The sequence below is a fragment of the Chondromyces apiculatus DSM 436 genome, from assembly GCF_000601485.1.
Classification (GTDB): domain Bacteria; phylum Myxococcota_A; class Polyangia; order Polyangiales; family Polyangiaceae; genus Chondromyces; species Chondromyces apiculatus.
Map to the genome: position 1 here is coordinate 1 of NZ_ASRX01000090.1, position 22,796 is coordinate 22,796.

Annotated in this window: 15 protein-coding genes; 12 read left to right on the forward strand and 3 right to left on the reverse strand. The window is 70.2% G+C overall.

Going from position 1 to position 22,796, the window contains the following annotated elements; genetic code table 11:
* The coding region (locus CAP_RS37845; RefSeq protein WP_044250029.1) for a DUF2169 domain-containing protein at positions 1-506 on the reverse strand (506 nt) is incomplete at its 3' end.
* A gap of 739 nt (positions 507-1,245) precedes the next feature.
* Here CAP_RS37845 and CAP_RS37850 point away from each other — a divergent pair.
* Entirely contained in the window at positions 1,246-2,268 is a 1,023-nt protein-coding gene (locus CAP_RS37850; protein WP_231511936.1) for a formylglycine-generating enzyme family protein, read from the forward strand.
* A 53-nt stretch (positions 2,269-2,321) separates the two neighbouring features.
* Here the strand turns inward: CAP_RS37850 and CAP_RS37855 are convergent, their stop codons facing one another.
* Complete coding sequence (locus CAP_RS37855; protein WP_044250030.1) at positions 2,322-3,785, reverse strand: hypothetical protein; 1,464 nt, start codon at positions 3,783-3,785, stop codon at positions 2,322-2,324.
* 346 nt (positions 3,786-4,131) lie between these two features.
* On the opposite strand from CAP_RS37855, the gene CAP_RS37860 reads away from it, so the two are divergent.
* The 9 genes from CAP_RS37860 to CAP_RS51430 all read left to right on the forward strand — a co-directional run bounded on the left by CAP_RS37860 (position 4,132) and on the right by CAP_RS51430 (position 16,397).
* Entirely contained in the window at positions 4,132-5,286 is a 1,155-nt protein-coding gene (locus CAP_RS37860) for an acyl-CoA dehydrogenase family protein (protein ID WP_044250032.1), read from the forward strand.
* Positions 5,287-5,386: 100 nt separating this feature from the next.
* Positions 5,387-7,186 (forward strand): protein kinase domain-containing protein, encoded by a 1,800-nt coding sequence (locus tag CAP_RS46485; protein ID WP_052376697.1) that lies wholly within the window; start codon positions 5,387-5,389, stop codon positions 7,184-7,186.
* Positions 7,187-7,340: 154 nt separating this feature from the next.
* A complete protein-coding gene (locus CAP_RS37870) occupies positions 7,341-8,660 on the forward strand; it encodes a hemolysin family protein (protein ID WP_269324981.1) in 1,320 nt (439 codons plus the stop codon).
* Positions 8,661-8,709: 49 nt separating this feature from the next.
* Complete coding sequence (locus CAP_RS37875) at positions 8,710-9,870, forward strand: DUF4846 domain-containing protein (protein ID WP_052376698.1); 1,161 nt, start codon at positions 8,710-8,712, stop codon at positions 9,868-9,870.
* Between the two features lie 182 nt (positions 9,871-10,052).
* Positions 10,053-12,044 (forward strand): serine/threonine-protein kinase, encoded by a 1,992-nt coding sequence (locus CAP_RS37880; protein ID WP_044250035.1) that lies wholly within the window; start codon positions 10,053-10,055, stop codon positions 12,042-12,044.
* Between the two features lie 163 nt (positions 12,045-12,207).
* Positions 12,208-12,903 carry a sigma-70 family RNA polymerase sigma factor gene (locus tag CAP_RS37885; protein ID WP_044250036.1) on the forward strand — a complete coding sequence of 232 codons (696 nt, stop codon included), beginning with the start codon at positions 12,208-12,210 and terminating at the stop codon, positions 12,901-12,903.
* Complete coding sequence (locus tag CAP_RS51425) at positions 12,903-13,589, forward strand: hypothetical protein (RefSeq protein ID WP_156041501.1); 687 nt, start codon at positions 12,903-12,905, stop codon at positions 13,587-13,589. The genes CAP_RS37885 and CAP_RS51425 overlap by 1 nt, the downstream gene beginning before the upstream one ends.
* 20 nt (positions 13,590-13,609) lie before the next feature.
* The gene (locus CAP_RS37895; protein WP_044250038.1) at positions 13,610-14,749 is read left to right on the forward strand and encodes a hypothetical protein; all 1,140 of its coding nucleotides are present in this window, start codon (positions 13,610-13,612) and stop codon (positions 14,747-14,749) included.
* Positions 14,750-14,867: 118 nt separating this feature from the next.
* Complete coding sequence (locus CAP_RS51430) at positions 14,868-16,397, forward strand: hypothetical protein (protein ID WP_231511939.1); 1,530 nt, start codon at positions 14,868-14,870, stop codon at positions 16,395-16,397.
* A gap of 48 nt (positions 16,398-16,445) precedes the next feature.
* Here CAP_RS51430 and CAP_RS37905 read toward each other — a convergent pair whose 3' ends face one another.
* Positions 16,446-17,066 carry a hypothetical protein gene (locus CAP_RS37905; RefSeq protein WP_044250039.1) on the reverse strand — a complete coding sequence of 207 codons (621 nt, stop codon included), beginning with the start codon at positions 17,064-17,066 and terminating at the stop codon, positions 16,446-16,448.
* 253 nt (positions 17,067-17,319) lie between these two features.
* Here CAP_RS37905 and CAP_RS37910 point away from each other — a divergent pair, with 253 nt between their 5' ends.
* Positions 17,320-19,395, forward strand: coding sequence for an alpha-1,4-glucan--maltose-1-phosphate maltosyltransferase (locus CAP_RS37910; RefSeq protein WP_044250040.1), 2,076 nt, complete (start codon positions 17,320-17,322; stop codon positions 19,393-19,395).
* Complete coding sequence (gene treS / locus CAP_RS37915; RefSeq protein ID WP_044250042.1) at positions 19,392-22,760, forward strand: maltose alpha-D-glucosyltransferase; 3,369 nt, start codon at positions 19,392-19,394, stop codon at positions 22,758-22,760. Before CAP_RS37910 ends, treS begins: the two co-directional genes overlap by 4 nt.
* Positions 22,761-22,796: the final 36 nt, after the last annotated feature.

Consider the following 22,796-nt stretch of genomic DNA (forward strand, 5'->3'; position numbering starts at 1 on the left):
TGCAGGTCGGGCAGCGGGCGCATGCCGTACATGTCCGGCGGAGCGTCGCGGCGGACGCCGACGGGGTTCCAGGTGTCGGGGCCGCCTGCGGCGCGCTCGTAGCGCAGGGGGACCTTGGTGACGCGGGGGCCCTCACGGAGGTGGCCGTCCTGCGTCCAGGCGCGGCCGGCGTGGACTTCGATGGACTTGTCGAGGTCGCCGACGAGGAGGCGGGTGACGAAGGAGCGTGCGGGGGTCTTGCCAGGGGCGTAGGCGCTGCCAACGAGGACGATGTCGGCGCGGGGCTTGAAGGGGAGGATGTCGGTGGAGGCGGAGAGGCTGCGGCTGGGGTCGTCGTCCCAGGTGGTGTCTTCCTCGGTCGGGGCTTCCTGGGTGGGAAGTAAGGTCGACTCGACAGGAGAGAGCAGGTAGGTGGCTTTGCAGACGACGGTGAGCGTCCAGCCGCTGCGCAGGGTGGGCCACACGCGCGCGGATACGGGGAGGGCGCAGGCGGACACGACATCCATGCAGTGAGACGTTATCAGGGAAAGGCGCGAGGCGGCGAGCGGCGTGGGCGCGCAGCGAGGGGTCGAGAATGCGCACAGGGGCGTGCAGACGGCGCACGGCTGGTGCAGCGGTGCAGTGTCCTTCGGCATTCACGAGAGGGTGAGCAGGACGAGGATGCCCCGGACTGAATCTCATTCGCTTCGCATTGAGATAGTGCAGGTGAAGAGGCGCGCTGAAGGGGTAGTGACGTGGAGGCGCGCCGAAGAACGGGTGCCTGGTGGCGCGCGATAGGGGGGCAGGTGTCGGGCTCGGTGGACGGATGCGCGACGTTCGGCTCGCGTGTCTTTGCGAGGGGCACCGTCGGAGCAGACGGCCATGCCCTGGGCTGCTTTTCTGCGACGGAGCGATCGAGGGGCGCGGCGACCCCGCTCCACGCTGCTGCATCCAAACTGGAGTCATGCGTCGTCAGGAGGGCTTCGCCGCTCTCCTGCGTGGAACCATGAGCCTTCAGCGTCGTGTCCGGGGTGCCTCGCGCGCTCCTGGTGCGTCGTTCGGCCCGGTCTGCGCCGGCTGTATTGACGGACCTTGTCGCCTCATGACCGGCCGCTGGCGCCGGATCCACAGGAATGTATGAACTCAATCGTCGCACGCGGCGTCGTGATGACTGCAGCTTCGCTCGTGTCGTGTCTGGCTCTCGGGTGTGCCTACGGGGATAGCTTTCCCGAGGTCATCTCCTCCGTGGCGGAGTATGAGAAGAGGGTGGATCTCTCCGGTGATCTCGGAGAGCCCGAGGGGGCGGAGCCGGGGGAGAGTGGAGACACGGGGGGCGAGGCAGGGGAGACCGGGGGCGTCAGCGCGAGCGCCGACGGGGCGGGCGATGCGTCGGGGAGCACGCCGCGGAGCTGCGTGTCGGGCGCGGAGGGGGCGGGGCAGAACTGCGGTGTGACTGGGGATGACGATTGCTGTGCGGTGCTCGAGGTTCCGGGGGGCACGTTCAACAGGATGAATGATCCGGCTTACCCGGCGACGGTGAGCGCGTTCGGGCTCGACAAGTATCCGATCACGGTGGGGCGCTTCCGGGCGTTCATGGAGGCCGGGGGAGGGACGCAGCAGCAACCGCCGGTGCCGGGGTCGGGGGCGAATCCGTACACGCACGGGAGAGACACGGGCTGGGATCCGGCGTGGAATGCGTGGCTGCCTGCGGATGCGGGGGCGCTCATGGCGGCGCTGAAATGCGATATCTACGGGGCGTGGAACACGTGGAGCGATGCTCCGGGGGCGAGGGAGAAGAAGCCCATCGTCTGCGTCACGTACTACGAGCTGCGGGCGTTCTGCGCCTGGGATGGGGGGTTTCTGCCCACCGAGGCGCAGTTCAACCACGCTGCGGTGGGGGGGAGCGAGCAGCGGCCGTATCCGTGGGGGGATGATGAGAGTGGGGTGCCGCTGCGCGCGGGGTACGATTGCCTCGGGGATGGGTCGGTGTCGCAGAATTGCAAGCCGGGGGATATCACGGACGTGGGGAAGTTTCCCCTGGGGGTGGGGAGGTGGGGGCACATGGACCTCTCCGGGATTGCGTACAACACGACGATCGACAGCGTCGACGATTACCTGCCCAAGGTGCCGTGCAACGATTGCGTGCGTTATGACAACGGGACGGGGACGATCACCTGGTCGGGGAGCTGGGTGGCCAAGCTCTTCAAGCTGAAGAACGATTTCAGGGCAGGGTATGGCAAGGATGCGCGTCGCTACTACCGGAGCGGGCGCTGCGCCCGGGCGTTGTAGCGCCCGAGCTGCGCCCGGGCGTCGTGGTGCCCGGGGGTCACGGCGCCGGGGGGTCACTGGCCGACGAGGAACACCTCGTCGAGGTGGTAGTCGCGGTTCGCCGCCTGGGGGTAGAACTCGACGCGGATCTTGGAGAGGGGCTGCGCGTTGAAGTCCCAGCCGAAGCTGTTCTCGTAGGCGGCGAAGCTGGTCTGCACGTCGAAGTACTGGGTGCGCGACTCGATGTGGGCGCCGCTCAGGTTGAAGAGGTGGGCGACCATGTAGAGGCCTGACGGCGCCGCGTCGACCTTGAGCGCCGCGCCGTAGCGCACGGTCTGGGTTCCGCCGCCGTTGAGGGAGGTGACGGTGGCGTCGTGGTAGACGCTGTTCGAGGCGCAGCTCCCCGCGCACGCGAAGGCGAGCGAGACGTTGTTCGGGGTGTGCTGGCCGGTCATGAAGGTCCAGTTGGTGGTGGTCTGGGGGCTCAAGCGGTCCCAGCCCGGCTCCAGCATGGCGTTCGCGAAGGTGCCGCCCTTCACCAGGTTCTGGGTGCGGCTGAGCTGCGGCGAGGCGACGAAGGGCGCGGTCTCCAGGGGGAAGGCTTCGTTGACCACGTAGGTGCTGTCGCGGCAGTCGAGGCGGATGAAGGTCTGGCCGCTGATGACGGCGCTGGTGTCGCCGTTGCAGCCGTGGACCTTGGGGACGCAGCCTCCGCTGCCGCACTGGTCGGAGCGGCGCCACACCTCCCAGCGGGTGAAGCCGTACTGCTTGGTGAAGTAGAACATCTCGAACGAGGTGGCGTTGTTGGTGCCGGTGCCCGCGAAATGGTGGGAGGTGATGGTGGTCATCGACTTGCCCGAGGTGTAGGTCACCGGCTGGCTCCGGTAATCCCAGGCGACGTGGGCGGCGTTGAAGCTGGAGGGGCACTTGTTGTTGGTGGTGATGTTCAGGTAGTGGGTGACGTTCCCCTGCACGCCCTGGGTGATGGTGGCGGGGAAGAGGATCCAGCCGTCCTCGTTCCAGGAGGGGTCGCTGGTGCCCGAGGGGCAGCCCTTGCGCCAGAACGACTGGTTGTTGATGCCCGGGTCGCTGGTGCCGACGAAGGAGACGTAGGTGCCGTTCATCTCGGCGACGTCGTAGCCGTCGCGGTAGACGGGGGTGCAGTTGCCGCCGGTGCAGCGGTCGAAGTCGCGGAAGGCGGTGCCGACGTCGTTGCCGCCGAACTCCTTGGCGACGACGACGCGGGGGTTCGGGTCGGAGAGGTTGGGGGAGCGCACCGGGAAGGAGAAGACGGACTGGTAGACGGCGCCGTTCTCGCTGTCGGTGTAGCGGTAGGGGATCTTCTCGCCGAGGCGGAGGTCGCGGTGCGTGAGGCAGGTGTAGGGGTCGCCGACGATGGGCTGGTCCTGGGCGTTGACGCAGACGTCCTGGATGAGGAAGTCGCGTACCTCGGCGCTGACGGCGAGGGCCGAGGAGGCAGAGGCGAGGGGGGCGAGGGCGACGAGGCACGAGACGAGGGAACGCCGGAACAGCCGCATCTGGCATCTCCAGGGACGAGAGGTTGGAGGGAGCGCGGTCCGGGGTAGAGCGCGCGCGGTGGCCATGGTGCGGGCAGCATGCCAGTGCGGCGCTGCTCGGAGGAAGTGCCGCAGCTCGCGGCGTGAAACTCGTGCCGACATGGCCGTCACTGCGCCCACGACGACCGACCTCGCGGCGGCTTGGTGTACCCCTGGGGGCCACCGCGCTGGTCGCTCGCCACGCGGCATGCCGCAGTGCATCAGCGGCGTTTTGTGCTGCAAGCTGCGAGGGTGCGGGGTTGAGCCACCTCCCGCGCGGGCTGGGGGCGATCGCTGCGGGAAATGCCGTGCTATAGGGTCCGCCACCATGAACGCTGCCTTGTTCGACCTCGAAAATCCCACGGAAGAGCACCGGATGCTCCGCGACATGGTCCGCGACTTCGCCCGCGAGGTCGTCGAGCCGCAGGCGGAGGACCACGATCGCAAGGCCACGCTGAACATCCCGCTGCTCCGGCGGGTGGCGGAGCTCGGGCTGCTCGGCATCACGGTGCCGTCGCAGCTCGGCGGCGCGGGGCTCGACGCGACGGCGGCGGTGATTGTGCACCACGAGCTGTCGAAGAGCGATCCGGGGTTCACGCTGGCGTACCTGGCGCACGCGATGCTGTTCGTGAACAACCTGTGCTGGGCAGCGAACGAGGAGCAGCGGGCGCGTTACCTGCCGAAGGTGATCTCGGGGGAGTGGATCGGGGCGATGGGGATGACGGAGCCGTCGGGCGGCACCGACGTGCTCGGGATGAAGACGGTGGGGCGCAAGGACGGGGACCGCTTCCTGCTGAACGGGCGCAAGACCATGGTCACCAACGCGCCCGAGGCCGACGTGTTCCTCGTGTACGCGACGGTGGAGGGCAAGGTGACCACCTTCGTGGTGGAGCGCAGCTTCCCGGGGTTCTCCACGAGCGAGAAGATCTCCAAGATGGGCATGCGCGCGAGCACCATGGGGGAGCTGATCATGGACGACTGCGAGGTCCCCGCGGAGAACGTGGTCGGGGGCGTGGGCGGGGGCGTGCGCAACATGATGCGCAACCTGGAGATCGAGCGGCTGACGCTGGCGGCGATGAGCCTCGGCATCGCCGACCGGTGCATGGAGATCATGACCCGCTACGCGACGGAACGGACGAGCTTCGGGAAGCCGATCCACGAGCACGGGCAGATCCAGCGCTACATCGCCGAGAGCTACGCGAAGACCGAGGCGGCGCGGGCGCTGATCTACACGGTGGCGCGCGCGGTCGGTCCCGAGCACCGGAACCGCCTCGGCACCGACGCGAGCAAGCTGTTCGCGGCGCCGGTGGGCAAGGAGGTGGCCGACAACGCGATGCAGGTGCTCGGCGGGTGGGGCTACTGCACCGAGTACAAGGTGGAGCGGCTGCTGCGCGACGCGAAGCTCCTGGAGATAGGCGGCGGTACGCTGGAGTCGCACCAGAAGAACATCACCAAGGAGCTGGTGCGGCGGCTGGACGGCTGAGGAGGGCGCGCGGCGGTGCGGCTGCGCAGGAGGGGCGGGTAGCGCGGGGGCACGAGGCGTACAGGAGGCGGGGAGGATCGACTACACTCCCGGCCTCACGATGCCGAAGCCGGGCGATACGTTCGAGCGCTACAAGATTGAGGCTGCGATCGGGGAGGGGGGGATGGGCGCCGTGTACCGCGCCCACGACGCGCGGCTCGGGCGGCGCGTGGCGCTCAAGGTGCTGACCGGGGCCGCCACCGGCGAGGAGGCAGGGGCGCGGCTCCTGCGCGAGGCGCGGGCGGCGGCGGCGTTGGACCACCCGAACGCGGTGTCGATCTTCGACATCGGCGAAATCGAGGGGGCGCCCTACATCGCGATGGAGCTGGTCCCGGGCCAGACGCTGCGCGCGGTGCTGGAGGAGCAGGGCGGGGCGCAGCAGGCGCAGCAGGCGCAGCGTATCTCGTGGCTGGTGGACGTGGCGCGGGTGCTGGGGGTCGCGCACAAGCGGGGGCTCGTGCACCGGGACATCAAGCCCGAGAACGTGATGGTGCGCGAGGACGGGGTGGTGAAGGTGCTCGACTTCGGCATCGCGCGCCGGACGGGAGGGGGTGCGGATCCCTCGGCCTCCACGCAGTCTGCGGCGCTGCCGACGCTGACCACCGAGGGGGTGAAGCCCGGGACGCCCGTGTACATGGCGCCCGAGCAGATCCGCGGTGAGCCGCTGGATGGGCGGGCGGATCAGTTCGCGTGGGGCGTGCTCGCCTACGAGCTGCTCACCGGGAAGGCGCCCTGGCGGGGCGGTACGGACGTGCTCGCGGTGCTGGCGTCGGTGCTGACCGACGAGGTCGACGAGGGGGCCCTCGCGGGCGCGCCGCCGGCAGTGCGCGCGGCGGTGATGCGCGCGCTGGAGAGGCGACCCGAGAAGCGGTTCGGGTCGATGGAGGCGCTGGTGCAGGCGCTCGAAGGGGCCGCCGTGCGCGCTGGGTCGGCGCCCGCGCTGGAGGACGCGGCAGCGCATGGGTCCGCGGGGGAGGGGGTGGATGCCCGGCCGTCCGGGGCTCCCGCGCCGCAGAGCGCGACGCTCGCCCAGCGGTACGCGACGGTCGAGGTGGACGAGGTGCTCGCGCAGGCGATCCAGAGGCAGGCGGAGAAGCGGGGAGACACGCGCCTCAGCTTCGACGAGCTGCTCGCGGTGGCCACGGAGGTGGGGGTGGACGCCGAGTCGGTGCGCGAGGCGAGCCGCGCGCTCCGGGAGCGCAAGGCGCAGGAGGGGCATCAGGCGCAGCAGGCGCAGCAGGGGCCGGAGCGCCGGGGGGCTGACGCGCTCGCGGTGCGCCGCGCGGACGAGGAGGGTGCGCTCGTCGAGGTCGACGACGCGGCGGAGCGCGAGGCGTGGATCCGGAGGCAGCGGCGGGGGTGGCAGCGGCACTTCGGCATCTATGTGATCGTGAACGTGGCGCTCTCGGGGCTCCTGTTGTTGACGAACGCGCCGGCCGTTGCTGCGGTGTCGACGTGGCTGCTGTGGGGGATCGGGGTGGCCATCCACGGCCTGGTGGCGCTGACCAGGAACGAGGACGACTGGGCTGACCACAAGCGGTCGAAGAAGTGGTGGAAGGAGCACCAGCGCCGCCACCACGAGCTGGCCATGGCCGCAGTGAGGAGCGGTGGGGGGCGGGGGCCGGCACGCTTCGGCGCGGAGGCCAGGGCGAAGGGCAAGGGCAGGAAGCGCGTCGAGGCGCTGGATTACCGGGTGCCTCCGCTGGCGCGCATCTCGGAGGAAGAGGCGATGGGGCGCGCGATGGCGGAGGAGGAAGCCGCGCGCGCGCGGGTCGAGGTTGAGGCGGAGCACGAAGCGGAGCGGCTGGAGGCCGAGCACGCGGAGGCAAAGCGGCAGCGGCGGCACGAGAGGCGGCGGTGAACGCCGCGGCGGAGGCGCGGTGGGTCGGCGAGGGCATGGGCCGTCTCGTCGGTGAGGGGTGACGCGGAGACGGGCCGCGGCGCGGAGAATGCGGTAGAAGGCAGGGCCTGAGCCGGGGGAGCGGGAGGACGTCATTCTCTTCGAGATCCTGATCATCGTCGCGCTGATCTTCGCCAACGGTGTGCTGGCCGGGGCGGAGATCGCCGTGGTGTCGCTGCGGAAGAGCCGCCTCGAGCAGCTCCTCCAGGACGGGAGCCGGCGGGCCCGCGCGATCAGCAGGCTGCGCGCGAACCCGGAGCGCTTCTTCGCCACGGTGCAGATCGGGATCACGGTCATCGGCTCGTCGGCGGGCGCGTTCGGCGGCGCGAGCATGGCGGGAGACATCGAGCCTCTGGTGCGCTCGGTGCCGTGGCTGGCGCCGCACGCGGAGGAGATCGCGCTGGCGATCATCATCGCCGCGATCTCCTTTCTGTCGCTCGTGCTCGGGGAGCTGGTGCCCAAGTCGCTCGCGCTGCGGCAGGCCGAGGGCTACGCGATGTTCATCGGGCGGCCGCTGGAGTGGTTGGCCTGGATCACGAGGCCCATCGTGTGGTTCCTGACGGCCAGCTCGAACGTGGTGCTCCGGCTGTTCGGGGACAGCACGACCTTCACCGAGGCCCGGCTCTCGCCCGAGGAGATCCAGCAGATGGTCGACGAGGCGGCGCAGGCGGGGACGATGGACAAGAGCGCGGGCGAGATCGCTTCGCGCGCCATCGACTTCGCCGAGCTGACCGCCTTCGACGTGATGCTGCCGCGGGTGAAGGTGGTGGGGATCCCGAAGGGGGCGCCGCCCGAGGAGGTGCAGCGGGTGGTGACGGAGCACGGCCACACGCGCATGCCGGTGTACGAGGGCACGCGGGACAACGTGGTCGGGTACATCACGGTGAAGGACGTGCTGGCGATGCTGTGGGGGCAGCGCCCGTTCGCGCTGGAGGGCATCGTGCGGCCAGCGTTCTACGTGGTGGAGACGATGCGCACGGTCGACATCCTCGCGGAGATGCGGAAGCGCAAGGTGCAGCTCGCCATCGTGGTCGACGACCGGGGGGCGATGAGCGGGATCGTGACCCTCGAAGATCTGGTGGAGGAGATCGTCGGGGAGATCGTGGGCGAGCACGACAAGCCCATGCCCGAGCCGATCCAGCGCGAGGAGGACGGCTCGCTGGTGGTGCAAGGGGACGTGCCGGTGCGGGACGTGAGCCGGGTGCTCGACGTGGACCTGCCGGAGGGGGAGCGCTGGTCGACCATGGCCGGCCTGTGCCTAGAGGCAGCGGGCCGGATCCCGGTCACCGGTGAGCGGTTCGTGGTGGCGGGCGGCGTGTCGCTGGAGATCGTCGAGGCGAGCCCGCGCCAGGTGCGGGTGGTGCGGGTGCGGCTGCCCGCGCCACCGCCGGAGGGCGAGGGAGCTGACCCCGCGGAGCAAGGGGAGACAGGGTGAGGCGCGCCTGGCGGGAGAACTTCGCGCCTCCTGCCACGTAGAGCGTGTCATGACCCACCGGAGTCCTGCGCTGTTCCTCTCCCCCTCCGTGGTGCTGACCGCGGCGGCGCTCGCCGTCGGGAGCGCGGCCGGCTGTGACCCCGCTCCAGGGCCCAGGGAGGCGACTGGCGAAGCTCCGGGGGGCGAGATCGCCTCCGCAGCGGCATCCGGGCGTGGGGCGGCCTCCACGGGGGAGCCCGCGGCGGCGGTGGCGCTGTCGGGGTCGCGGAGCGAGGTGGCGGCACCGGCGGGGGAGGCGAGGGCAGGGGGAGCGAGGGAGGCGAGGGCAGGGGGAGCGAGGGAGGCGAGGGAGGCGAGGGAGGCGAGGGAGAGCGCGTCTCGGTCGGCGCCGGCGGCGGCCGGGGGCATCTCGGCGGCCTCGTATCCCTGGCTCGGCGATGCCACGCTGGAGGTGCCCGCGCCGGTGGATACGCTGGTGGAGCGCTTTCCGTCGCCGCCTGCGGGCTTCACGCGGGTCGACGTGCCGGACGGGTCGTTCGGGGCGTGGCTCCGGCGCCTGCCGCTGGCCGCGCCGGGTACGCCGGTGCTCAGCAACAGCGGTGGCGTCATCCTGCCCTCGGACCACCAGAACCTCGCCGCCGTGGTGGCCATCGACGTCGGCAAGGCGGACCTGCAGCAGTGCGCCGACGCCATCATCCGCCTGCACGCCGAGTGGCGGTGGGCGCGCGGTGACCGCGACCTGAGCTACCGCGCGGGTGCCGGCGTGGAGCTGCCCTTCGCGCGGTGGACGCGCGGGGAGCGGCCCGTGCAGCGCGGCGAGGCACTGGTCTGGGAGCCCCGCACCAAGGCCGGGGAGGCCGACCACGCGACCTTCCGGGCATGGCTTGACGGCGTATTCACCTGGTCGAACACCGGAGCGCTTGCCCAGCAGACGCAGGCCGTCGCTGCCGAGGTGATCGCGCCCGGCGATTTCGTGGTGCAGCCCGGGACGCCCGGGCATGCGGTGCTGGTGCTCGACGTGGCGCGGGGAAGCGACGGGCGCGCGGCGCTGCTCCTCGGTCAGAGCTTCATGCCGGCGCAGAACGTCCAGGTGCTGCGCCCGAATGCAACGTCGAGCTGGTTCGTGATCGGGCCCGAGGACGAGGCGCTCCGGACGCCCTTCTGGAAGCCGTTTCCCTGGCGCTGGCTCCGTCGCTTCGGGGAGGGGTGAGCGAGGCTGGCAGGGTGAGCGGGAGGGCGCCAATGAGGTGAGCTGGGCCGACCTGCCATTGTGCGATGTAATCGTGTGATAACCTGGCCGGTTCCCGCCGGTGCCCTTCATTCTAGGGGTGTGGGCGTCACCGTGGTGATGCTCGCTCCACCCATGCTTCACACACCCTGGAGATCTTGCCCATGAAGCTCTGCCGCGGCCGAGCATCGCAGCGCGTGGAGGGCGCGATGCGCGCGCATGAGCCGCTCAGGCCGGGGCAGCGTTTCAAGGGGTTCACCGTGGTGCGGCTGCTCGGCCAGGGCGGCATGGGGGCGGTCTTCGAGGTGGTGGGGCGGGGCGGGCGTCGGTATGCCCTCAAGGTCCTGCAGCCGACGTGGCACGACCGTGAGGCCCAGGTGCGGCGGATGCTCGACGAGGGCATCGTCATGGTCGGCATCAGGCACGTGAACATCGTGGAGGTGCACGATCACGGGGAGCACGAGGGCCTGGTCTGGTTGCTGATGGAGCTGCTCGAAGGCGAGACCGTCCGCGCCAGGATGCTGCGGGAGGGGCCGCTGTCCGTGGACGTGGCCTGCGCGACGCTGCGCGCCGCGGCCTACGCCGCCGAGCAGTGCCATGCGCTCGGCATCGTCCACCGGGACATCAAGCCCGAGAACTTCATGCTCACCGGCGAGGACCGGCTGAAGATGCTCGATCTCGGGATCGCGCACATTCACGGGTCCACCATGACGCAGGAGCCGATCGGGACACCCGCGTACATGGCGCCCGAGCAGTTCAACACGAGGCTCGGGGTGTCACCTTCGACGGATGTCTATGCGCTCGGCCTGATGGCCTTCGAGATGCTCGCGGGGTTCCACCCGTTCCTGCGCGATGACCAGGGAGAGGAGCGCAATGCCTGGGAGCTGTGCTTCGAGCACGCCTTCACGCTGGCGCCGCCGCTCTCCAGCCTGGGCTTTCCGCGCGCGCTGTCGGACGTGGTCAGCCGCGCGACGGCCAAGGATCCGAGGGAGCGCTATCCGAGTGGTGGTGCGCTGGCCGAGGCCATCTCGGAGGCCTGGAGGATCCTCCGGGAGCGTCCCGAGCAGGGAGGACGAGGCGATCCGAGGCTCGCGCCGGGGTCTGAAGGACGCCGCTCCGGGGCGGGGATGGTCCGCAACGTTCCTTCCGCAGCGCGGGCGCCGGTGCGGCAGGCTCCGTCGGAGCGACTCCCGCGCGAGATGACGGATCCGGCGGCGGTGGGGGCATACCTGATCGCCCGCAGCGAGAGCGCTGCCGCTGCTGGGGTTCACCCGCGAGGAGGCACGTTGCGGATGGTGTCGTCCCCGGACGATGCGTCCCCGCCTCGCGGTGGCACGGTGCGCATGGGAGCGGCACCCCCGAGCGGCACGGCGCCGTTCGCGTGGGGACAACCGACGCCAGCGCCCGGGCGAGGTGCGTCTTTCGCGCAGCTCGCGGAGCCAGGTTCGGCCGAGGCGGACGACGGCAGCGAGGTTCCCACGCGCGTTCCAGGGAGCGCTCCTGGGTACAGGATGGCTGCGGGGGCGACGCGCGGGTCAGCACCCGCGCGGAGGCGCTTGCTCTGGGTGGCTTCGGGAGGCGCTGTGGCGTTGCTGCTCTTCTTGATCGTGCACCCACGTCTGGTGGCTCTGTCCGAGGCCAGCACGGTGCACGCGGGTATGCCGGCGGCGCTCTTCGCGCGTCAGGCGGCGGGCGACACGGAGGCGCCGTCATTACAGCGTGTCCTCGCGTCACCCTCCGGTGGGGAAGCTGCGCCGTCTCTGAGCGAGGGGCAAAGCGGGCAAGAGCCGCGGGGGTCGCTGCCGGGTTCTCCGCCCGTGCGACCCGAGGGGCGCCCCGAGGTGTCGCCGCGACCTGCTTCCCGTCCCGAGGAGCCATCGCCTGCGCGGCCCGAGGAACGCTTGTGGGCATTGCCGTTGCCCTTGTCACGTCCGGAGGTGCAATCGCCCGTGCGGCCCGAGGAGCGCCCGAACGGGTTGCCCGCCGTGGCGCGATCCAGCGTCGCTCGCAGGGATGCCTCCACGTCCCTGGCGTCCGCGGGACCGAGCGCGAAGCGTCCGGAAGCGACTCACAAACCTGTCCGGGAGACCGCAAACGCTGCGCCCGCCGGGGCATCGAAGCCTTCATCGCACCCCCGCCACCCGCGGCCGTTCTGAGCACCCAGGCACCCCGAGAAGAGGCCAGACGATCCATGGAGCCGCTGCTGACCGACGAGGATGACGCCATCGCGCCGTGGGTCGTTGCTGTGGCTTCCGTGGCTCCGGGGTGGCCGGTGCAGCCCTCCGGTCATGCCCGCAGTGGGGCTGGAGGCAGGGGCCGATGAGCGGAGGCGACCGGCACTCTTCGCCGCCGGCGCCTTCGCCGCTGACGGCGACCCAGTCGAGGCTGCTCCTGTCGGTCGAGCGGCTCGTCCACAAGCTGGTGCGCGAGTGCGCGCCATGGGCGCAGCAGGACGTGCGCGAGGACCTCGTGGCGGCCGGCAGGTATGGCGCCGCGGTGGCGGCCTCTCGCTTCGATCCGGACCTGGGGACGAGGTTCACGAGCTACGCGGTCTATTACATCGTCGGAGAGATCCGGCGCTCGCGCGACAGGGACCATCGCCAGCATGCGCTCCGGCGCCGCGCCATGCACACGGAGGTCGTGCTCGGTGCCGAGGCGTGGGGGTCGTGGGAGGTCCGCCATGACGCGCCGGGCGTCCACCATGAGCACGCGCCTGACGGTGCAGGCCCCGGGACTGGCGCCGTGTGCGCTGGCCTGGCCGCGGGCCCCCCGAGTCCCGACGAAGCCTTCCTGACCGAGGAGACACGCGCGCTGGTCAAGAATGCGCTCGGCGAGCTCGATGCGGCGCACCGGCGCATGCTGCAGATGCGTTACGACGAGGACCTGAAGCTCGAGGAGATCGTCGCCGCCCTCGGGCTCAGCGATCGCACGGTGCGGCGGAGGATGGCCGCAGCACACGCCGCCCTGGAGGCCTCCCTGCGGCGCCTCGGGCTCGGCGCGGAGGGGGAGGGCTGATGGCCGCGGCGCAGCGCCGGGACAGCGCGCCGCCTCCGGTGGTGTTGCCGGGGGAGAACCCGGCGCTCGACGCTGCCCTGGCGCGGCTGCGTCAGGAGCGCGTCGGGTCGGCGGCGGTGGATGCGGGCCTGAAAGCAAGCTCCACGGGGGCGGTGGCTTCCGGAGGGGCGGCGAGCACCGAGGTTGCGCTGCCCTTCGTGAACGGAGGCACGCTCGGTACGGCCCTCGCGCAGCCGGCCACGCGCGTGCCTGCCACACGCCTCCCTGCCGCAGGGGAGGCGCGGCGAGGTGCGGCATCGCGTGGCGCAACCGGGTGGTGGGTCGTCGGCCTGTCCTCGCTGGCGATCGTGGGGACCGTGGTGGTGATGACCCTCGCGGTGCTCGGGGGCCGCGGTGAGGCGAAGGTCCCTTCGAGCGCCACGGCAGACGGACATCCGATGGCCACGGCGCAGGATGCCCCTCCTCCCGGGAGCGCGTCGGCGCTGACGCCTTCTGCGCTTCCAGCGTCTCCGGCACCGGCCGCGAGTGCGGCGTTGCCTGCACCGTTGCCGTCGGCGCATGCGTCTTCCGCGCCTGCCTTCTCGACCGGCGCCTCCTCCTCCTCCCTGCGAGCTTCCACGGCCGTCCCCCGCGGCACGGGTGAGCCTTCCAGAACGCAACTTCCACAACCACGGGTCAGGTTCTGATGATGCGGAAAGCTCGATGTGTGGCTGGCAAGCTCTCCGTCGCCCTCGTGTGCGCGTCGGTCCTGCATTCCCCGCTGGCCAGCGCGCAGCCTTCGGCCGGGAAGATGCGGAGCAGCCCTGCCGCCGAGGCGCCGATGGACCCCGACAAGACGGCGCGGCTCAGCAAGTCCCGTGAGCTCTACAGCCAGGGGGTCGCCGCCTATGGCAAGGGCCGCTGGCAGGACGCGTACACCGCATTCGCGGGCGCCTGGGCGCTGAATGAGCACTTCACCACCGCGGGCAACCTGGGCGCGACGGAGCTGAAGCTGGGGCTCGACAGTGAAGCTGCCAGGCATCTCGCGATCTACCTTCAGGGGCTCGCGGGCGACCCGGAGGCGAGCGCGCGGGAGAAGGAAAATGCGCGGGCGATGATGGCCGAGGCCCGCGCCAGAGTCGGGGTCATCGCGCCGCGGGTGTCGGTCGCCGACGCCGAGATCTGGGTGGACGGGGGACGGGTTGCGCCGTCACCTCCCGAGGGCGTGCTGTTCGTGGAGCCGGGGGAGCACAGGATCGAAGCGCGGGCGAAGGGATTCCAGACGGCCCTGGCGACGGTCCAGGTCAGCCGGGGGGAGCGGCGGGAGGTGAGCCTCGCGCTGCCTGCGGTCGAGACGCCGCTCGCGGCGGGGGACGGGCAGGAAGGGGAAGGCGGGGGGGAACTGGGCAGGGTGGCTCGCCGTGGCGCATCGTCGCCCGCAGATGCCAGGGATGCGCAGAGGGCTGAGCCGCGAACGGCCTTGATCGTCATGGGAGCCGTGGCCACCAGTCTCGGCGTCGTGGCAGGCACGATCCTGACGGTGACGGCGAACGGGAGGTCGAGCGATGCCGAGGCTTACAGGAAGCAGCTCGAAGCTACAGGCACGTCCTGTCCACCGGCGGCCACGAGCGGGATCTGTGGTGGACTGCGCGGCGCCCTGAGTGCCCGGGACACGCTCTCCAGCGCGGCCGCGTGGACCTTCCTCGGTGCAGGCGTGGTCGGAGGAGCGACGGTGGCTTATTCCGTGCTGGCGTCCTCGCGCGCGTCTGCCAGTCCGCGCATGGGATCGCGCAGCACACCCTCGCCGCGCATGTGGATTGCACCTGGCAGTGTGCCGGCAGGAGTGACGCTCCGGGGAGACTTCTGAGCTGATCCAGCGCGCAACGACGGCACGCCGTCATCGCGTTTCTTGTGCAGGGGGAGGCGGGGAGATGCGCAGGATGCCTTGGTTGTCGCGGGTTGCTGCGTCGGTTGGTCTGGGGGCGATGGCGTCGCTCTCCGGGTGTCTCTTCAGCACGCCTCTGGACTGCGAGAACGCTGGCGTGTGCTCCGCCGACGAGGGGGAAGACATCCTCCCGGAGGGCTGTGCTGGGGATCCGACGATAGACCCCTCCCTGGTGACGGAGACGTGTGGCGTGTTCGTGCGTGCCACTGCGGCGGCGGGGGGAGACGGGACGAGAGAGAGGCCGTATGCGTCGATCTCCGAGGCGGTGGAGGCGGCGCATGGCAGGCGGGTTTACGCCTGCGCGGCGGGGGCGTTCGTCGAGGCGGTGGTGATCGACAAAGGCGTGACCGTGCTCGGTGGCTTCGACTGCGAGGCCGGGTGGCGCTGGAGCGTGGAAGCACGGAGCTTCGTCGAGGGGCCCGCGGATGCGGTGGCGGTGACCCTCGGGGAGGGCGCCCGAGGCGCGAAGGTGCAGGGTTTCGAAATTCGTGCGGCGAGCGCGACCAGGGAGGGCGGGTCGTCGGTGGGCGTCATGGTGGCGGACGTGGAGGCGACGCTCGCGCAGGTCGAGGTGGTGGCAGGCGATGGGAAGGATGGGGTCGCGGGGGTGACACCGTCGGAGGCTGCCAGGAGCGGTACAGATGCACCTGCCGAGGGGGTTGGAGGCGCTGCGTCGAAGGCGTGCGCCGAGGCTGGCATGGTGAGAGGCGGTCTTGGTGGCGAGACGATGTGTGACGATGGCGGGACGCGGGGAGGGGACGGCGGCGAGGGGGCGACAGGTGAACACGACAACGGTCGAACAGGGCTGACCGGCTTGCCGTACATCGACCCGAACCCGCAGCAGTACGGCTCAGGAGGTGAAGGGCAGCTCTCGTCGTCGGACATGTGTGAGGACGGTGAGAAAGGTGCTTCGGGGACGAAGGGCGCAGACAGCGGCGGGGGCTCTGCGACGTTGCTCTCACTGGCCGGAATCGGTGGCGGTGATGGCGCTCCCGGTGCACCCGGCGGGCGTGGGCACGGAGGAGGGGGTGGCGGCGGCACGAAAGCGGGGGCGTTCTGCGGGAGCAACGTCACCGGCTCCGGCGCCAGCGGGGGCGGCGGGGGCGCGGGGGGCTGCGGCGGAAGAGGCGGCGGAGGCGGTCAGGCTGGAGGTTCGAGCATCGGTGTCGTGAGCCTCGGGGCGCGGCTGGTGTTGCAGGACGTGAGCGTGCGCGTGGGGGCCGCCGGTCACGGTGGTGGCGGTGCTGCTGGCAAGAACGGCGGCCTGGGAGGAGAAGGCGCCAAGGGAGGCGCCGATTCAGGGATGGTTCCTTCGGAGGCTGGCTGCTCCGGCGGTGACGGAGGGCGGGGCGGTCATGGTGGGGCTGGTGGCGGAGGCCGAGGAGGTCACGCCGTCGGTGTTGCCTGGGCGGTGACGCCAGGCGCAGCGTCGGCGCTGCAAGCATTCACCGCGGGGGCCCCGGGAGACGGTGGCACCAGCAGCTCAGGTTCAGCGGCGGAGAATCAAGGTGTCGACGGCAAGGCAGGTCCATGCTGGGACTTTGCTGCGGGTACGGCCTGCGGTGGCTGAGGCGAGAGGCTGCGCGCCGCGCGTCCTCGGCTCAGGACCGACACCGCGTCACTTCACGTAGACCTGGGCAGCCGCGATGCCGGTGCCCTTGGTCGCCTTCAGGACTACCTTGCCGGGGGCGCCGAGGGGGGTGGGGTTCTTCCAGCAGCCGCTGGCCTTGCCGCCGATGGTCGCCTGCGGGCCGGTGGTGCTGTCCGAGGCCAGGAGGACGGGAGGCGCCTGGGGCACGGGCTGCGTGAAGAACTGGATGTCGAGCTCCTGGATGCCGATGCCGACGCCGACGATCGTGTAGCACTTGCCGGGCGAGATGTTGATTGTCTGCTCGAGCGTCTGGCCCTCCTGGAACTGACCGGCGAAGGGGCCACCTTCGGGCTGCATGCCGGGGGCCTCCTGCATGGCGAGGCCCTGCATCACCGGGGTGGCGGCGGCGGCGGCGAGGGCAGGGATCGCGGTGGCCGAGGTGCTCGCCGTGGTCTGGGTCGCGGAGGTGGTCACGGTGGTGGTGACCGTCGCGAGCGGGGCCGGAGCACAGAAGGTGCCGGGGGGCGGTGAGCCGCTGGCACAGAGGGTGGTCGGATCCGGCTCGGTGGCCTCGGGCGTCGACGAGCACGCGACGAGCGCCGCGACGGCGGCAACGGAGGCGAGGGCGAAGAAGGCAGTACGCTTCATGCGAAGGGCTCCTCGGCAGGCACCTGCCCGCCGCACAGCAGCCGTAACGGCCGCGACGCCGCCTTCTTACACCGAGCGATGCCCGGGTGCACGCAACCCTCCAGACGGAACGATCTGCACCTTCCTCCCAGGTTGTCTGTCGGGGGCATCCGCACTTCGCCGAGAAACGTTGGAGGAAGCGGATTCAGGGTGGCGTCCTGGGCATGGGTTACGGCATCGAACGCGATGAGGGTCCGTGCACGAGGGAGAAGGCATGGTTGAAGAGGGTCACCTCCGGGTGCTGATCGAGCGGGTCCGGCCCGAGATCGACGGGGGTCGTTACCCCATCAAGCGGGTGGTCGGCGACAGGCTGGCCGTGGAGGTGGATCTCATCCCCGATGGGCACGATGCGGTGGGCGGGGCGCTCCTCTACCGGGCGGCTGCTCCTGTGGGGGGCGCGGAGGCTGCGGGGGCTGGAGGTGCGACGGGCGCGACGGGCGCGGCAGGCGCGGCGGACGCGCTGACGGGGACGGCGGGCGGGGGGTGGCACGAGGTGCCGCTCGAGCGTCTCAACGCGAATGACAGGTTCCGCGCGACGTTCACGCTGTCGACGCTGGGGACGTGGGAGTACACGGTCGTCGGTTGGATCGAGGCCTTCACCACCTGGCAGCGGGGGGCGAAGCGCAAGGTCGAGGCGGGGCAGGACGTGAGCGTCGAGCTGCTGGAAGGCGCGCTGTTGCTCGCGGCTGCGGCAGAGCGGGCCTCGGGGGCGGACGTGCCAGCGCTGAAGAAGGCAGCGGAGGTCGTGGGTGACACGAAGGCCTCGACGGAGACGCGCCTCGCCATCGCGCTGGCGCCGGAGACGGCGCTGGTCGCCGCGCGCGCTCCGGACCGGGCGCGGGCGTCGACGTACCCGCGGGTGCTCCAGGTGATCGTCGACCCGCCGCGGGCGCGGTTCAGCGCCTGGTACGAGTTCTTCCCGCGCTCCTTCGGCGAGGGCGGCAAGCACGGGACGCTCGCGGACGCCGAGCAGGTGCTGCCGCACGTGGCGGCCATGGGGTTCGACGTGGTGTACCTGCCGCCCATCCATCCGATCGGTACGGCGCACCGCAAGGGGCGCAACAACAGCCTCAAGGCGGAGCCGGGGGATCCCGGGAGCCCCTGGGCGATCGGCGCGGCCGAGGGAGGGCACACGGCGGTGCACCCAGAGCTGGGAACGCTCGCGGACTTCGACAGGTTCGTGCGCATGGCGCGGGATCACAAGCTGGCCGTGGCGCTCGACATCGCCTTCCAGGCGTCGCCGGATCATCCCTGGGTGAAGGAGCACCCCACGTGGTTCAGGCAGCGGCCGGATGGGAGCATCCAGTATGCGGAGAACCCGCCGAAGAAGTACCAGGACGTGTACCCGTTCGACTTCGAGTCGAAGGACTGGCGCGCGATGTGGGACGCGCTCACGGGGGTGTTCCTGTTCTGGGCCGAGCACGGGGTGAAGGTCTTCCGGGTCGACAACCCGCACACCAAGGCGCTGCCGTTCTGGGGGTACTGCCTGCGCGAGGTGAAGAAGGCGCACCCCGACGCGATCTTCCTCGCGGAGGCCTTCACGCGGCCGACGCTGATGCACGCGCTGGCGAAGCTCGGGTTCACGCAGTCATACACGTACTTCACGTGGCGCACGGGGCGCGACGAGATCATCGAGTACATGACGACGCTCACGAAGACGGAGGTCGCGGAGTTCTACCGGCCGAACTTCTGGCCGAACACGCCGGACATCCTGCCGGAGCACCTCCAGACCGGCTCGCGGCCGATGTTCATCACCCGGCTCGTGCTCGCGGCGACGCTGTCGAGTAACTACGGGATGTACGGGCCGGCCTTCGAGCTGATGGAGCACGTGCCGCGCCCAGGGTCGGAGGAGTACATCGACAACGAGAAGTACGAGCTGAAGCGCTGGAACCTGGAGAGCGCCGGCAGCCTGCGGCACGTGATCCAGCGGGTGAACCACATCCGGCGCGAGAACCCGGCGCTGCAGCAGACGAACGACATCCGTTTCCACCGCGCCGAGAACGAGACCGTCCTCTGCTACAGCAAGCAGTCCGAGGACGGCCAGAGCGTGGTGGTGGTCGTCGTCAACCTCGACCCCGACCACACCCAGGCGTCGTGGATCGAGATCGATCTCCCGGGCATCACCGACCAGGACCGCTCGTTCCAGGTCCACGATCTCCTCTCCGACGCGCGCTACCAGTGGAGGGGACGCCGGGTCTACGTGGAGCTGGATCCGCGGGTGATGCCGGCCCACATCCTCAAAGTTCGTCGCTTCGTCCGCAGTGAGCACCAGTTCGAGTACTACCTATGAGCAAAACCCCGAACACCTCGACGCCCTCGACCATCGAGCCGAATCCCCTCTGGTACAAGGACGCGATCATCTACGAGATCCACATTCGCGCATTCAGCGACTCGAACGGCGACGGGATCGGTGATCTGCCTGGGCTCATCGACAAGCTCGACTACCTGCAGGATCTCGGGATCACCGCGATCTGGATCCTGCCGTTCTATCCCTCGCCGCTCCGGGACGGGGGGTACGACATCTCCGATTACACGGACATCAACCCGGCCTACGGGACCATCGACGACTTCAAGCGGCTCCTCGACGAGGCGCACCGGCGCGGCATCCGGGTGATCACGGAGCTGGTCATCAACCACACGTCGAGCGAGCACGCCTGGTTCCAGCGGGCGCGACGCGCGCCGCCCGGGAGCCCGGAGCGCGACTTCTACGTGTGGAGCGACACGCCGAAGCGCTACGAGGACGCGCGGATCATCTTCAAGGACTTCGAGACCTCGAACTGGTCCTGGGATCCGGTGGCCAACGCCTACTACTGGCACCGGTTCTATTCACACCAGCCGGACCTCAACTTCGACAACCCGGCGGTGCACGAGGCGATCACGCAGGCGCTCGATTTCTGGATGGAGATGGGCGTGGACGGGCTCAGGCTCGACGCCATCCCCTACCTGTACGAGCGGGAGGGGACGATCTGCGAGAACCTCCGGGAGACGCACGCCTACCTGAAGCAGCTCAGGGCCTACATCGACACGAAGTACCAGGACCGGATGCTGCTCGCCGAGGCCAACCAGTGGCCCGAGGACGCGTCGGCCTACTTCGGCGACGGCGACGAGTGCCACATGAACTTCCACTTCCCGCTCATGCCGCGCATGTTCATGGCGGTGGAGCTGGAGGACAGCTTCCCGCTCATCAACATCCTCAAGCAGACGCCGAACATCCCGGCGAACTGCCAGTGGGCGACGTTCCTCCGGAACCACGACGAGCTGACCCTCGAGATGGTGACCGACGAGGACCGCGACTACATGTACCGGGTGTACGCGGAGGAGACCCGGGCCCGGATCAACCTCGGGATCCGGCGACGGCTCTCGCCGCTGATGCGCCTCAGGCGCCGCACCGAGCTGATGAACGCGCTCCTGTTCTCGCTGCCGGGGACGCCGGTGCTCTACTACGGCGACGAGATCGGGATGGGGGACAACATCTACCTCGGCGACCGCGACGGGGTGCGCACGCCGATGCAGTGGAGCGGCGACAGGAACGCCGGGTTCTCGCGCTGCAACCCGCAGAAGCTCTACCTGCCGGTGATCACCGACCCGGAGTACCACTACGAGGCGATCAACGTGGAGGCGCAGCAGAGCAACTCCTCGTCGCTGCTCTGGTGGATGAAGCGCCTCATCAACCTGCGCAAGCAGTACCAGGTGCTCGGGCGCGGGGAGATCGAGTTCCTGCAGCCCGACAATGGCCGGGTGCTCGCGTTCATCCGCTGCATCGACGACCAGAGGCTGCTCGTGGTGGCGAACCTGTCGCGGTACGCGCAGTTCGTGGAGTTCGACCTGTCGCGCTTCCAGGGGCGGGTGCCGGTGGAGCTGTTCGGGAGCACGCGCTTCCCGGAGATCGGCACCAGGCCGTACGTGCTCACCCTGGGGCCGTACGACTTCTTCTGGTTCTCGCTGGAAGCGACGGCCGCGAGCGCCGAGGAGCAGGACGTGCTGCCTTCCCTCAGCGTGCAGTCCTCGTGGACCGAGGTCGTGACCGGCAAGGAGCGGAGCGCCCTCCTGCGGGTCCTCGCGACGTATATGCCGGAGCGGCGGTGGTTCCGCAGCAAGGCGCGCACCCGCAAGGCGATGACCATCGTGGACGTGGTCTCCTTCCCGTCGGAGGGAGGCGACGCGAACACGCCGCCCGCGTACTTCCTGATGCTCGTGCGGGTCGACTACACGGACGGCGGGCCGGAGACGTACGTGCTGCCGGTCGGCTTCGCCACGGGGGAGCGGGCGAAGGAGATCGTGGGCCGCAGCCGGCACGCGGCGATCGCGAGCGTCACCGTGAAGCACCCGGCGTCGGGCACCGAGAACGAAGGGGTGCTGCACGATGCGGTGGTCTCGACCGACTTCGCCGAGCGCCTGATCGCGCTCATCCGGGGGAAGCAATCGCTCCCGGCGAGCCGCGGGAAGCTCGTCGGCGTGCCGGAGAGCATGCTCGGGGAGCTCGTCCCGGAGGGGCAGCTCAAGGTGCGGGTCAACGAGACGGAGCAGACCAACACCACCCTGTTCTACGAGGACAAGGTGATGCTCAAGGTCTTCCGCATGGTGGAGGAGGGGATCAGCCCCGAGATGGAGATCGGCCACTTCCTCACGGCCCAGGGCTTCCGGGGGACACCGCGGCTGGCGGGGTCGATCGAGCTGCGCGCGGGGCAGCACCACGCGGCGATCGCCATGCTGCAGGAGTACATCCCGAGCCAGGGCGACGTGTGGACGGTGACCCTGGAGTCGGTGGACCGCTTCTTCGAGCGGGTGCTCGCGAGCGAGGCCGCCAAGGCGGCTCCCCCGCCCCTGCCGGAAGGCTCGCTGCTGGAGTCGGCGAGCGCGGAGCCGCCCCAGCTCGTGCTCGACATGCTGGGGACCTACCTCCAGCGGGCGCGCCTGCTCGGACAGCGCACCGCAGAGCTGCAGCGAGCACTCGCGGCGCAGACGGTGGACCCGAACTTTGTGCGTGAGCCATTCACGGCGATGTACCAGCGGTCGCTGTACCAGTACGCGCACTCCATGCTGGCGCGCACCTTCGGCACGCTCCGGAAGCGGGAGAACTCCCTGCCCGAGCCGCTGCGGGAACTCGCCGCATCTCTCGTCACGCGCGAGTCGGAGATCGATACCCAGCTCGCCACGATCTTCGAGCGGCGTGTCCTCGTCGAGCGCATCCGGCCCCACGGGGATTACCACCTGGGGCAGGTGCTCTACACGGGCGAGGACTTCGTGATCATCGACTTCGAGGGCGAGCCGGCGCGGCCCCTGAGCGAGCGGCGCTACAAGCGCAATCCGCTGCGTGATGTGGCCGGGATGCTGCGCTCGTTCGACTACGCAGGCGCCACGGCGCTCCGGCGCGGTCGGGTGCGGCCGGAGGACGTGCCCACGCTGACGCCGTGGGTCCAGGCCTGGGTGGCGTGGGCCTCGGCGGCGTTCCTGAGCGGCTACCTGCCGGTGATGCGGGAGGACCCCGGGATGCTGATCCCGAAGACGGTGGCGGATACGGAGCTTTTGCTGAGCTTCTACCTGCTGGAGAAGTGCATCTACGAGATCGGGTACGAGCTGAACAACCGGCCCGACTGGGTGGAGATCCCGCTCCAGGGGCTCGCGCGCATGCTGCGGGACAGGGAGGAGTCATGAAGCGGCGCTCTTCACCCCCCGTGAGAGCGGCGAGGC

Coding starts and splice junctions, on each gene's coding strand:
- CAP_RS37855 (WP_044250030.1), bottom strand. CDS start 3,785: ATGCGGCTGTTCCGGCGTTCCCTCGTCTCGTGCCTCGTCGCCCTCGCC.
- CAP_RS37860 (WP_044250032.1), top strand. CDS start 4,132: ATGAACGCTGCCTTGTTCGACCTCGAAAATCCCACGGAAGAGCACCGG.
- CAP_RS46485 (WP_052376697.1), top strand. CDS start 5,387: ATGCCGAAGCCGGGCGATACGTTCGAGCGCTACAAGATTGAGGCTGCG.
- CAP_RS37875 (WP_052376698.1), top strand. CDS start 8,710: ATGACCCACCGGAGTCCTGCGCTGTTCCTCTCCCCCTCCGTGGTGCTG.
- CAP_RS37880 (WP_044250035.1), top strand. CDS start 10,053: ATGAAGCTCTGCCGCGGCCGAGCATCGCAGCGCGTGGAGGGCGCGATG.
- CAP_RS37885 (WP_044250036.1), top strand. CDS start 12,208: ATGAGCGGAGGCGACCGGCACTCTTCGCCGCCGGCGCCTTCGCCGCTG.
- CAP_RS51425 (WP_156041501.1), top strand. CDS start 12,903: ATGGCCGCGGCGCAGCGCCGGGACAGCGCGCCGCCTCCGGTGGTGTTG.
- CAP_RS51430 (WP_231511939.1), top strand. CDS start 14,868: ATGGCGTCGCTCTCCGGGTGTCTCTTCAGCACGCCTCTGGACTGCGAG.
- CAP_RS37905 (WP_044250039.1), bottom strand. CDS start 17,066: ATGAAGCGTACTGCCTTCTTCGCCCTCGCCTCCGTTGCCGCCGTCGCG.
- CAP_RS37910 (WP_044250040.1), top strand. CDS start 17,320: ATGGTTGAAGAGGGTCACCTCCGGGTGCTGATCGAGCGGGTCCGGCCC.
- treS (WP_044250042.1), top strand. CDS start 19,392: ATGAGCAAAACCCCGAACACCTCGACGCCCTCGACCATCGAGCCGAAT.